The sequence below is a fragment of the Halorientalis brevis genome (assembly GCF_042678165.1).
Classification (GTDB): domain Archaea; phylum Halobacteriota; class Halobacteria; order Halobacteriales; family Haloarculaceae; genus Halorientalis; species Halorientalis brevis.
The window spans coordinates 15182-27452 of record NZ_JBHUDJ010000009.1 but is presented as its reverse complement, the minus strand read 5'-3'; the positions used below and the strand labels follow the sequence as shown (position 1 = coordinate 27452).

Annotated in this window: 12 protein-coding genes and 1 pseudogene; 3 read left to right on the top strand and 10 right to left on the bottom strand. The window is 55.1% G+C overall.

Translation table 11 applies throughout. The features are described from left to right. The 5 genes from ACFR9U_RS21375 to ACFR9U_RS14415 all read right to left on the bottom strand — a co-directional run. A partial coding sequence (locus tag ACFR9U_RS21375) for a PIN domain-containing protein (RefSeq protein ID WP_465262023.1) occupies positions 1–96 on the bottom strand: 96 nt, incomplete at its 3' end. Continuing rightward, on the bottom strand, positions 93–629 hold the full coding sequence (locus tag ACFR9U_RS14430; protein WP_247381675.1) for a MarR family transcriptional regulator: 537 nt from the start codon (positions 627–629) through the stop codon (positions 93–95). The genes ACFR9U_RS21375 and ACFR9U_RS14430, both read right to left, overlap by 4 nt. 382 nt (positions 630–1011) lie before the next feature. Next, positions 1012–1443, bottom strand: coding sequence for a DUF7970 domain-containing protein (locus tag ACFR9U_RS14425; RefSeq protein ID WP_247381677.1), 432 nt, complete (start codon positions 1441–1443; stop codon positions 1012–1014). Further along, the gene (locus ACFR9U_RS14420; RefSeq protein ID WP_247381679.1) at positions 1443–2321 is read right to left on the bottom strand and encodes a ParA family protein; all 879 of its coding nucleotides are present in this window, start codon (positions 2319–2321) and stop codon (positions 1443–1445) included. Before ACFR9U_RS14420 ends, ACFR9U_RS14425 begins: the two co-directional genes overlap by 1 nt. Before the next feature lie 1067 nt (positions 2322–3388). Continuing rightward, positions 3389–4678, bottom strand: coding sequence for an orc1/cdc6 family replication initiation protein (locus tag ACFR9U_RS14415; RefSeq protein ID WP_247381724.1), 1290 nt, complete (start codon positions 4676–4678; stop codon positions 3389–3391). A 1005-nt stretch (positions 4679–5683) separates the two neighbouring features. Here ACFR9U_RS14415 and ACFR9U_RS14410 point away from each other — a divergent pair. Continuing rightward, on the top strand, positions 5684–7048 hold the full coding sequence (locus ACFR9U_RS14410; protein ID WP_247381681.1) for a restriction endonuclease: 1365 nt from the start codon (positions 5684–5686) through the stop codon (positions 7046–7048). 133 nt (positions 7049–7181) lie between these two features. On the opposite strand, the gene ACFR9U_RS14405 is transcribed toward ACFR9U_RS14410, so the two are convergent. From ACFR9U_RS14405 to ACFR9U_RS14395, 3 genes and pseudogenes are all read right to left on the bottom strand, one after another. After that, a complete protein-coding gene (locus tag ACFR9U_RS14405) occupies positions 7182–7547 on the bottom strand; it encodes a zinc ribbon domain-containing protein (RefSeq protein WP_247381683.1) in 366 nt (121 codons plus the stop codon). 6 nt (positions 7548–7553) lie between these two features. Next, positions 7554–8047, bottom strand: a pseudogene (locus ACFR9U_RS14400) (DUF7995 family protein). 193 nt (positions 8048–8240) lie between these two features. Beyond that, positions 8241–8768, bottom strand: coding sequence for a hypothetical protein (locus tag ACFR9U_RS14395; protein WP_247381685.1), 528 nt, complete (start codon positions 8766–8768; stop codon positions 8241–8243). Between the two features lie 202 nt (positions 8769–8970). Between ACFR9U_RS14395 and ACFR9U_RS14390 the strand changes: the two genes are divergently transcribed. Both ACFR9U_RS14390 and ACFR9U_RS14385 read left to right on the top strand, forming a co-directional pair. Then, positions 8971–9231 (top strand): HalOD1 output domain-containing protein, encoded by a 261-nt coding sequence (locus tag ACFR9U_RS14390; protein ID WP_379814609.1) that lies wholly within the window; start codon positions 8971–8973, stop codon positions 9229–9231. Positions 9232–9324: 93 nt separating this feature from the next. Beyond that, on the top strand, positions 9325–9858 hold the full coding sequence (locus tag ACFR9U_RS14385; protein ID WP_247381687.1) for a hypothetical protein: 534 nt from the start codon (positions 9325–9327) through the stop codon (positions 9856–9858). 240 nt (positions 9859–10098) lie between these two features. Here the strand turns inward: ACFR9U_RS14385 and ACFR9U_RS14380 are convergent, their stop codons facing one another. Together ACFR9U_RS14380 and ACFR9U_RS14375 are read right to left on the bottom strand one after the other, a co-directional pair. After that, the gene (locus ACFR9U_RS14380) at positions 10099–11007 is read right to left on the bottom strand and encodes a hypothetical protein (RefSeq protein WP_247381688.1); all 909 of its coding nucleotides are present in this window, start codon (positions 11005–11007) and stop codon (positions 10099–10101) included. Further along, complete coding sequence (locus ACFR9U_RS14375) at positions 10997–11947, bottom strand: hypothetical protein (RefSeq protein ID WP_247381689.1); 951 nt, start codon at positions 11945–11947, stop codon at positions 10997–10999. The genes ACFR9U_RS14380 and ACFR9U_RS14375 overlap by 11 nt, the downstream gene beginning before the upstream one ends. Between the last annotated feature and the right edge of the window lie 324 nt (positions 11948–12271).

Here is a 12271-nt window from a genome sequence, read left to right as displayed (position 1 = left end):
CTGTCGAATTGCTCGACGGAGTCGTTGAAACTTGTCTCTGTCCGGGCCACCACAGCGGACGAAGACGCCGGTATCGGCGATATAGACCGTCGTCATGCAGTAGCGCCGGAATATTCAGTAGCGACCGGTTCGAGAGCTTGGAGAATGATCTCGGCTTCAAGCGGTGAGAGGGCAAGTTCCCGGGCGGCAATCCGATGGTTGACGGTGCCATCGACGTACTCGTACGCGTATTCGAGGGCGTCAGCAAGGCCGTCAAGCCCATGGCGCTCAATGTAGACGTCGATGTCCTCGTCCTCGTCGCGGCGGGCAACGGCGGCGATAAGTGCCGGCGTGATCGTCTGGGTTTCGCCGTCCGTCGAGAGCGTAAGTGCAATGGACTCAGCATCGTATTTGTACGGGCGTTGATCACGGGCTTTCTCCACTAAGTCGGCTGTTTCGAGGTTCTGCACATAGTCATAGGCGGTCCCCTGTGGGATGTCGAGCGTGTCGACGAGCTCGGACACGGTGACTGGGCCGTGTTGTAAGATGTGGGCGTATAGCCGAGCGAGTGCCGGGTTGTCCAGGAGGTCGGCGACCGTCTGAAGCTGCTGAATGGGTGGTCGACCTGACCGGGGAGGGGAGTGGGCCATCTTGGTTATGAATTATAGATAATTCGTGATTAAGCTTTCGTCGATCGAGCGGAACTTGCAATCGATCCAATATCTGCATAGAGTCAGTCGCATCCAGCGGCTCTACCCTGGGGGAAGCACCGTTCTGAGCCGGGTACAGCATTCGTGCGTACCAGACGGCAGCGGGGCACTTCAAAGTGGTCATGATTATTGGGGTAATCACGACCACTTGTATCCAACGTCGATTCGTCCAGATTATGGTATCTCAAAAGTTCTACTCACAGAATCCCGCACATACACAAATTCATAAATCAATTACCGCTATACAGAATTCCAGGCAGTCTGCTTTCACATCAACATTGGCTCACAACAGGCCAGATAGTGCTATTATGCTCGGACAGACTCACTCCCAGTCATACCCATACCGGTCGGTTCGGAGCGTTGCAGCCACCATCTCTGGGTTCTCAATTGCAGTCTCCAGGGCAGCCTCCAAGACGTCTGTTTTGGGAACGCTCTCACCAAGATCGTCCTCGACCGCGTCGGTAAGCTCGGGGATGCGGTCTTCGTTGTAATCGCGAAGGAACACCGGCCGTTGACTGCGGCCATCCTTGACCGCATCCCGCTTGTAGATGTACGGGAGCGTTCGACTTCCCGTTGATTCGGACGCTGTGTCTGTCGGATTCACATCGGACCGAGTATCGGCCTGCTCAACGTCTGTGTTTGCAGACTGGCCACCGGTATCGGCCTTCACTGAATTGGTAGCGCTAGATTCTGAAGTTGACTCGGCCGTATCGTCAGCGAATGGGTCATCACCAAGGCCCTCTTTCATCCCCATTATGCACGCACCTCCGATTCGAGCGCGCCAGGCTCGGGCGGCTCCGGAGCATCAATTCCCGCTTCTGATTCGAGATAGCGGGCCAATCGGTCGAATTTCGCAAGCGTGTCGATCTCGTAGTCCCGCTCTCTGTCGCGATGGTCTCGGACGTAGGTGAACGCTGAACACTGCTCTTCCCAGCAGCCATCCATCAATGATGACCGCTCTCGGATGACCTCTGGCGTCGGGTAGTCGAGATCCTCCAGAACCCGTGTCTGACTCGCCGTATCTTTGAACCCGTTCGGCACGGCTGCGAGGACACCGATCTCTGCATTGAGGTTTTCCTCTAGACCACTGACAACCGACGACAGCCCCTGAACTGACGTCCGGCCCTTTGGTGACGGACGGATCGGGATGACCAGCGTCCGCGTCGCGTCGATCGCATTGTAGAGGTGCGGCCCTTCAGTGGCTGGCGGGTCACAAATGAGGATATCGTAGTCTTCGTTGACCTTGGCGTCTCTGAGCACCCGTCGGAGCTGCGAGTGCATTCCGAAGGCCTCACCCATATCTTCGGCTTGTTGTTTCTCCCGGCGGAGATACTGCCCCAGGTTCGCGAGCATGTTGTGTTCGGGGATGATATCGACGCCATGTTCGGCCTCGACGATGAGGTCTTCAAACGCACCTTTTGGCCTGTTGACGATATGCCGGACGAGGTTGTCCGCACCGTCTGCGGCACGATTATCGTCGACCCCGAACAGATGGCTGAGATCAGCATCCTGCGGGTCGAGCGGCACCACAAGGACATCCAGACCTGCTCGTGCGTGCGCGACAGCGAGGTTTGCAGCGGTCGTGGTTTTTGCCACGCCACCTGCTTCGGAATACGTTGTGTAGGCCAGCATATACGACATGTTCGCGTACTCAACTATAAAGCTAAGTCAGACGGTATAGCTAAGTAACTCAGCCAATCAGCTCAGCTAAGTAGTTTAGCTAAAGAGGGTAGCGGAATAGTATAGCTGAGTTGCATAGCTAATTGGGTGAGCAGATCCGCTAAGATAATCAGACCAACTCTATAACTGAGCTACACCGATTAGCTGAATGAGCCAGTTAGTAAAGGTAGTCGAGTCGTCCAAGTGACCGAACCAGCCACTCCAGTTCGCTGGGTCTTCTCGCTGGACAAACGGTATCTAATAACGATGATTCGAGTGAAACTAGATCTATCGAAGATTGACATTCAAGAGAGATACCGGACGATCGATTCTCTTCTGAGAAGAAACCAGATTACGTGATCGAAAGACCTCTTGATCCAATACAACAACCAAAGCTCCGAAAGATGAGGGTCGAGCTCACGAGAGACAGGTGACGAAACCAGACTGGTCAGCGAAGAGTTAGTTCGAGATGCCACCCCCTCCCCCCGTCATCGATGTGTAAAACCATGATGAGGGAAGGGGGTGAGATCGACATTAGGGTCTGAATCCACGAATAGCGTCGTAGAGAGTGTCACACTCGTTTTAACGACTGATGCTATATTCTCATAAGCAATCACTATTGTCTGACGAAGTTTTATGTAGTAAGCGTATAAATCAAATCCGCACTAGCGTAAGTGCGAGTGTTAGGAGAAAAATGTCTTCGACTAACCGAATAGTAACGTTGTCTATCATAGGATCTGAAAATGGTCTCTCAATGGCTGTGTTCAGCCTCTCTACTGACGAATAACTCTCTCTTGTTTCTCTCCTCAAATAGAGCACCACCCTACATCTCCAGGATTTACACTTCGATGACGGGGGGTGGGTGCAACGAAGAGACCTTCTTTCTGCTTTCTAGTCTACAGAGACTCTCTGGACACACCATATCGAATCGCTAGCTACCGCTTCTGAGTGCTTTCTCATTCTCGCCTATCTCACCTCCCTGATTTACACTTCGATGACGGGGGGAGGGGACGGTAGTATGCACATAACTGAACTTGCTATTACTGTTCGTGGAAGTCTTTGAGCTGCGCGTTGACGATTGAGCGAAGTAGTTCTTCCTGCTCGGCGATCCCCTCAAGACGGGTGTCGTCAACGATCCGCTTCATCATTGCCTCGGGATCGCCCGTGAAGGTAAATTCCATGTACATCCCGCCGCCCCGACCTCGGCTTTTCCGGGAGGTAGAAATCAAGCCATAGGTGGAGAGCTCTTTGACGTATTTGACGTACGTCTCGCGAGTCATCTGATCAGCATCGAGTTCATCTGTTACCCACTGGTAAACTTTGAACCCAACTGGACTCGGCACAGAACTCCCTGTCCGACCCGAGTGACTCGCGACAGCCGCGGTCGCGTACAGTGAGATCTTCTTTTGGGTGGTCAGTCCCTCCACGAGTTTGAGCGAGCGATCCTTGTCGATTTCTTCCTGGGATTCTCGAACGTGGTCCTCAGTGACTCTCCCATCACCACGCTCATCCGCTAGATCGCCAGCACCACGGAACAGATCGATTGCCTTCCGTGCGTCGCCGTGGCTTTGCGCTGCGAACGCCGCCACGAGCGGAATCACGTCATCTTCGAGCGCGTCTTGACGAAAGGCATCGCGACGATTATCGAGGATTTCACGCAGCTGATTCGCATCGTAGTCCGGAAAATAGACGTCGCGAGGGTTGAACGAACTCTCGGCCCGACCGTCGATGTCCTCCATGAACTTCGGATCATTCGTCAATGCGGCGACCGAGACACGGCCTTCGATCTCGTCCGTGTTACTTGCCCGCGACAACTGATAGAGTAGCTTCGAGTAGGCGGGCTCGTCGTTGCTGCGGCGCCCAACAAGCAGATCGATTTCGTCGAGGATGAAAATGACCGAGTCGTAGTGGTCGTTGATGAGTTCGTACAACCGTCTGTACTTCTGCTTCGTCGAGACTCCCGTTTCAGGGACGCCGACCTCAGCACCCACATCTTTCGCGACGGTCTGGACGAGTTCGTAGACTGCTTGATCGAGCGTATTGATCGGCTGGCAGTTGATATCGACGACGCCGAAGCGTTCGCCCTTCGACTGACAGAGTTCGATGATCTGCTGTGTGACTGCGCCGATGATGAGTGACTTTCCCGTTCCAGCAGGACCGTACAGCAGCATATTCGGGGGCCGGTTCCCCTGGAGTGTTGGCTTCAGAAACGAGACGACTGATTCAAGCTGATCATCACGGCCGACGATTCGTTCCTCATCGATTATCGTGTCTGGCTCGACGAGATCACGATTGACGAACACCGATGTCTCCCCCTCGTCGTCGAGCATGTCCCGAATTGACCGTTGGCCACTGTCTTCAGGAGAGGGTTCATCCGCTCTGGATAGCTCCTCACCAGCAGCCTCTGCAGCCGAAACTTCCCGCTGTTCTTCATCACAAGCCGACTGCCCCCCGCCATCGAGTGTTGATTGATCCCCGTCAGTCGGATTCTTATCGGCCATACGATTGCTGTTCACCGAAGCACTAAAAAGATACACCTCCATCGATGTTTATCCGCCAGATACGTCGGATGTAGGGTTAGTATTTGCCTGATTTAGACTCTAAAAGAACGCACCTGCACCGAAGTATAACTTTCACAGGCCCCCCGTCATCGATGTGTAACGCACCCCCTTTCAAAATCTAACCTAATCTCACACCTTCCCTCAATCACAATTCATCCCAACCCCCCACCATCGATGTGTAAACCGTGGATTGCACACACCGCAATCGGAGTATAAGTCCCAGGGTTAATTCCCTCCCCATCATCGATGTGCAAAACTCTCCTTATTCCACGTGTTATGGTGTTTCTCGCCGATTTTGGACTTCGAACGTGGGGAGGGCTACTCAAGTAACATGGGTGAATCTCCGTGGCGTGTTGATGACTTTAGCAGGAGTTCTGATGGAGGTATGGGTGGCTCATTGGTGACTGAATCTTTAACCAACACATTATGGTATTATCTCAGTTCTGTTGGTTAACCACAAACCCTCTTCTGTAGGGCTGTGGAATCCCCCCACAACGAGGCAGTCAACGAGGATATCGAGGGATGCGCCGACGAGGTTCAGGACGGTGGTTCGGTTGTTGACTCGGAAGCCGCTGTCCTCCACTGTGCCTCGGTGGGCCTGTGCGGGCGATGCTACTAGCGTCGATTCCGAACTGGCTACAGGTACATTCTCGTTCATTCATTGTTCGCGGGCGGTTCGGTGATCCCCGCCCCTCTCAGGGGTTCGACAAATAGGACGGAGCTGCGTTCGGAAACGTATTTGACAGTTGCAACGAACTGTCCAATTAATTCAGAATGGCTGTCTTGGACGATCTCTCGGGGTTCGAGTTCGAGGACGTGATGGAGGACGTGTTCCGCAACCTCGGGTACGAGAACGTCCGCCAGGCCGACCGAACCGCCGACGAGGGTCGCGACGTCATCATGGAGGAGGTCGTCGACGGCACCCGGCGCGCGATCATCGTGGAGTGCAAGCATACGGGAACGGTCGGACGGCCGGTCGTCCAGAAGCTCCACTCGGCGATCGCGACGTTCGACTTCGACGGCCCGAAACGTGGGATGGTGGTCACGACCGGTCGGTTCACGAACCCCGCTCAGGAATACGCCGACCGCCTCCAGCAGAACGACGATCCGCATCCCATCGAGTTGCTGGACGGCGAGGACCTCCGGGAGATCGCCGACGAAATCGGGCTGGACCTCTACAACGGCCGCATCGAGATCCTCTGCGACGAAACGCTACGCCCCTACGACCCGGCAGCCGACGTCGACGCACCCGTCCAGGAGGCGTTCCGCGATATCGAGAACATCGGGGCTGCTGACCTCCCAGCGCCTCACTCGCAGGTGACGTTTCGGCCGGTGGTCGCAGTCACCGCCGACACGAACGCCGTCTTCGAGACGTCTGTCGGTGTCATCCATCGAATCAACGAGCGGACGCAATTTGTTGTCCACGCTGAACGCGGGCAGCCCCAGCTAGCCGACGACGACGTTGCGTCGCTTGTCACAGAGAATCTCCACGCGACGGTGGACCTCGACGTGGAGCGGTTCGCGGAGGTGTTCGATGCGGTCGACGAACAGAGATTCGGTCAGACGCAGACGGAGTACAAGGAGTGGGCCGTCGATAGGCTCCAGGACTACCACACGACGACGGTCACCTATACTGGAGACAACAACGTCACGTACAACAAGACCTGTGAGCCGAATCTTTCGGATATTTCCGTACAGTCGATCGAGCCGGTGTATTTGCCCGAAGTTTGCCACACGACGGAGTTGCGGAACTACTCCTATTCCTACGAGTATTTCGCTGCGGGTCCGTCACGAGTGACGAGCGAGGATGGCATCCACAGCTGTGTGCACTGCGAGACGAGCGGCGTCGACGAGACCTACAGTTACTGTCCGAACTGTGGGGCGATCGCTTGTTCCAGCCACATCAAGACCGAACGGCTCGAGCAGGAGCCGGTCTGTACGGGCTGTGCGGTCACCGACCGGTTCGCACTGAAGACGAAGTACTTCTATGACGAGGATAACCTCGACGCGTTTCGGGAGGAGTATACCGAGATGCCGATCCACGAGAAGGCGATGGAGAATACGCCCCTGGTCGGGGGCGGTCTGGTCGCGATGCTACTGGTCATTGTCGGCCTGCTCGTGACCGCTGGCATCATCTGACCTGTCACTGCTCACGCTGGTTCCGCAACAAGTTCTGCGAGGGCATTCTCCAGCGACCCGTGGAACTGCCAGCTCGCCCGTTCGAAGGCCTCGTCGGCCGGGTCATCCCAGCGGGGGAATGCGGAGTAATCATTCAGCGCTCGTTGCCGTAAATGATTCGCGAAGGTGCTCCGTAGCCACAGTCGGGGCAGTCGAACCATCGCTGTACTTTCGCGCCGTCAGCGGACTTTTCACCGACACGGACGTCGTCGTTCGAACATTCGGGACAGCACAACTCGGGCGCTGGTCTGTCACGGAGTTCATCCCGGAACGTGGTTGCTTCCTTCGTCTCGAAACCACGAGACCAGATCAGATAGCCGTCAACGAGGATCACCCCGCGCCATTTGAACCGGTAAGAGTCCGGGGCCCGATGCAGGATGGCTCGAGCACCGGTCTCCGTATTTCGATATGCGAGTGTGGGGGTACGACTCTCTCGCCGCCAATTAGTGAGTCGTGGCATGGTTGATCAGACGTGGACATCGGCGGGTACTATCCAGAGATCCTCACTCTCCTCAAGGACTCGGTTCAACTGTTCTCGATGTCGAATTCCGGTTGCGTGTTCGGTATACAGGAAGATCGTCGGCCCATCGTACGCTCCAACCTGATGGAACGCGTGGTGGGCAAGGTTCTCGTCGCGCATGATCTCCTCGGTGGAAAGCTCGTCAAGTGCCTCTTTCACCCGCTGGAGGTTGCGCTCGAATTCGTTTTTCGTGGCCTTCCACCCTCGGTTGAGCAATTCCTGGCCATCGTCCGAACCAATGGACGACGCGGTCGGGAGATTGTCCCACCGTGCCTTCCCGGCTACTGTCGTGTCTTTTTTTTATCGAATGTCGCGTAGTAATCAAACACTGTGCAGGAGTGTGTGTCCGCACCCACAAGTCGGTCGAACACTGCTTTTCCAGAGGCCAATGCCTCTTTCTGGGTCGATGCCTCTACGAGTGCATAAATGAGCATATGCATTTTGAACACCTCTTAGCACCGACGCGGCGGGTCCAGTTCGATTACCTACCCATGATGCGCCGGCACTTTTGCCGGCGTAGACAAAACTGCCATCACCTCCAATTGGCAAGTCAAGTGGACAACAGGCTATTATCTTGATGCATAGCGTTTCATAGAATTGGTCACAGCCAGCAGCGATGCTCACTGTATCTGCTTATTGAGCAGTTGTTGTCGATACATTTTGCGCCACGTCGCCTTGCTCGACAGTTATCCTCCCTGTTCCGAATCGCAAGGTATTGTCCGTTCGACTGTTTCGACAGTAGCCTGGAAGCGGCGTTTCATGCGTGTGCAGGACAACGACGATTTCATCACCTAGTGTCAGTGGCTGATTGTTGACGGTGGCATTCGTGAGATGGAACGTCCTGCCAGGGGTGATTGGGAAATCAGCCGATGAGTTTGCAAGTGAATACGTAGATTTAGCATCAGTCTCTGAATCAAGGATGACAAGTGAGAGACCCTCCGTCAGTTCGGCCGTCAATTCATCTCCCGAGTGGTACGTCACATCGATTGCGCCAGTCGAAGATTCGTATGAAACATTCATGTCTACTACAGGGGCTGAAAACGCTAGAGTATCTTGACATGGACTATAGAGATAATTGCCAGTTAGATAGAAACCACCAAGAGCGAGAATACAGGCAGCCACGACTGCTATTTTGAGGCGAGGAGTGATCCATTCTCGCATTCTAGTCAGTTGTGTGAACAGAGCGATTATATTCCTTTTCCATAGTCATGAGGCTCACTATGGCTCCTCTACTGAGCGGATCGGGGGAGCGACGAACGGCTATGTAAACTGTTGTATGACACCTTTCACTAATTATAACTGGAGATACCCTCGCATTTATTGTCAAAAGAACTATATTAGGGGATGATAACCATCCGATATGATGGCTAACTCCAAGACGACAGCGGTTGCCAACGAACGAGTGACCCTCGGTGAAACGGTCATCACAGAAATCGCTCGCCGCGAAGATGTGTCGCCGTTGAATCTCCCGCCGCTCTATGAGACGCTTGAGTCTGATCTGTGTGACCAGTTGTTTGAATCAACCCCAGAATTCGAGGGCCTCGAACCAGTCTCCTTTCAGTATCACGGATACAGTGTTCGGATCCAAGTGGATGGGACCGTCAGAATCGTCGCTCAGGAGTAGGAGAGATGATCGCCTCTTCCACCTGTTCGTATGACAGATGAACGATCAACGTTGCAAAGCCAGTCTTCAGTCCTGTTACGGGCGACTGCAGTCATGGGGTTGCTCACCGTCCTGATTGCCGCCCAGATTGCGGTGCTGTATGCGTATCTGTACTTGCTTGTTACCTCTCCAGCGGAGGGGACACATCCGCTCGCGTACCCGCCGTTGTGGTTCATCGGACTCATGACGGGAGCCGCTTTGGTCGTCATCTGGCGAGCACGCCGAGGGAGGTGGGGTGACGACGCTGCGATATTAACAGCAAGCGGCTTCATTCTCCTCGGGGTGGCGACACTGACAATGAGAGCCGTCTGCGAGACAGGGGGAGGCAGCATCGCCGCACCCACCGTCCCTACGCTGGAATTCGGGTGGATGTGGTACTCCCAAGGCTACTCTTCGCCAAATATCGGGTCACCGGCGATCCAGGCGGTGAAAACGACTGGGCGGAACTGTACTGCATCCCTTGGTGTGCTTCCGATGGTCATCGGCTATCCTGCGCTAGCCACAGGGCTGTGGCTGCATCGCTGGCTAGATGGCTTCCTTGCGAGGGTTGTGTCTGGCGTCAACGCGCGCGTTCATAGAAATGAGTGAACCGCCAGCTAGACTGTTGAAAACGCGGCCCCATCTTCATCGGTGAGTACCACATATCGTAAGCCAAGAACTCAGCGTAAGATGTGACCTTCCCGAACATCTTGTTTTAAAAGATTCTCTCTACGGACCACTCTGTGACTGGTTTAATCCTGATCAGAACTGGTGCTGCATTCGTACCCTATTCAAGAATTCCGTGGGAAGCGCTCTATCATACAGTTCTCCTGTCCGCTGGTAACGGCTCTATCTGACTGGCACTCCCCAGGGTATAATCCGGTGGACTCCAGCTTCGATCTCCTGAATACTGTTGATCTGTTCCTCCCAGGGATGAGTCCCATGAAACGCTCGAGAGAACGTCTCGTCAATACCAGCCGTTTCACTCACGAGGAGAAGTGACCCAAACAGCATATAGTCCGGTGCGATCTTCACGTCCGACCATTCATATCGTGGTGAAAGGACCCTCAGCAACCGCCAGGGCAGATTTTCCCGCAGAACCGACACCTCTTCACTGGTAAGACCCAGTTCGGACAGCATCTCTGGCACTACTCTTCCATTCCGAAGAGCATGGGTGATATACCCCTCGACGAGCGTCTGGACACGGTTCCTGACCGCCAGATGGTCCAAGCGGTCATGAGAGTATTGGGCAGCAAGATGTTCCTGAGCTTTGATAGCGACGGCTTGCTCAAACCCCTCTCTTAAATACGGATGGTCCCACGTTGGTGAATCAAACTGATCCTGGTAGGCATGGGCAAGTTCCGATGCCAGAAGGGAGGACGCTCTGGCCGAAGAGGTCGGACTGGTGCTCACGCCGATCATCCCCGTATCCGGGCTATATCGGCCCGTTACGGGGAATGACTTGAGGAGGTTTGGGGAGAGCAGCGATAGCAACTCTTTGCGGGAGCAATCGTACACCAGGTTGCTTTGCCATGTGCTGCGAACGGAGGTTGAATCGACTTCAAAAAGACCATCGTAGAAGGTCGTGAGGACATCGAATCGCTCATACACTGCTTCTGTACTGGCAGTCTCCTCACCAACCTCCGTTGTGCGTGTCTCTGGAATGGGAGCTGCATCTGGAAAGTCCGACCGATAGTCAGTTACAGCATTCTTCGTGACCGTCCGAAGTCGCGCAAGGAAGTCTTCGTCAGTCCTCATTGCCAACTGGTGTCTCCCACGGATAGTGACCGTGTCTCTCGAAATAGGCTGTCAGTACACGCTGGTGGGTATCCGCAGGGGTCCAATGATCGAGATTACCGAAAGGATCGCTCACGCTGGCGAACTGCGTCCCGTCAGGTTCACGGCCAAATCGTGGCTGATGACACTCGGTACAGACCCAGACCGGCCACCCACTGTCTCGCGTCGTCGATCGCCCGGTAAACCGGTGTTCGGTGTCCCCGTGACACTCGCGACACTGCAACTGGCGCGTTGGCGCGTCTGGAATCACTGGCAACGTCGAGTCGTATCGCTTGACAACCCCGGGAACGACCCAGAACTGCTCGTCGGCTGCACTGATTTCTTCACGGAGGTCTCGGACCTCGCTCCGGGACATAATCGCAGTGCCGTCTTCCGTGAACAGGTGCGCCAGTGGCTGCTCGGCAGTCCAGTCCGTTTGCTCACTGGCTGTGTCGAGCAGACGGTGGCCGGTGTCAGTGTCGGTCTCGACGCTGTCGACCAGGTCACCCCAGCCAGCAGTGAGATGCTCCGCTGGCGCCGTTTCGAATGCTCCCACGGGCTTGACCTCGGCGTCTCGACAGCCAGGGGCGAGATCGGTTGTTGCTGCGAGCGAAAACGCGGCTGCACCGAGGGCCTGGGCCATGTATTCCGTGTCTGCGGGGACAATCGAGAGGACGACCCGTCCGAAGGACCACTCATCGTCGGCTGGGGAGCCCTGTGCAGCGTTCGGTGACCGAATCCCGTGTTCGGCGCAGAACTCACACTGAGTCTGGTGTGGTGGGACTGTTCGCGAGCAGGATGGACAGGTCCGGCGGTCTGCACTCATGTCGTCGGGATAGTTGCCACGGCTGCTGGTACTGTCACGCTGCAGGTCGTCGTAAACGACGCCACGCGGCTCCATCGGGTCGTCACGATCGTCCATTACCGGAGCGTTGCTCGTAATCACCTATATACCTCCGCCTCAGTGACGGAAAACAAATCTGTCGCAGTGACCTGCGTTACTCAATGTCGTCGATGTGGATGGGGCGGAATTACAGGTCGGTAAGGCACAACCTCGGAGGATGCGTAGTGATGTGTGCCTTTCTTACACTGTGATCGGCAGTGAATCGACTGCTCAATGTGTGTGCGTACTGAACATGTCTATCTACTGGGTCCGAAACTTGGTAGAGATGGATCGTCTGTTTCAAGAATCAATTCGAGCACAGTGAGGAACACGAGGACTGTTCCAAAACCGAATAGATAGATA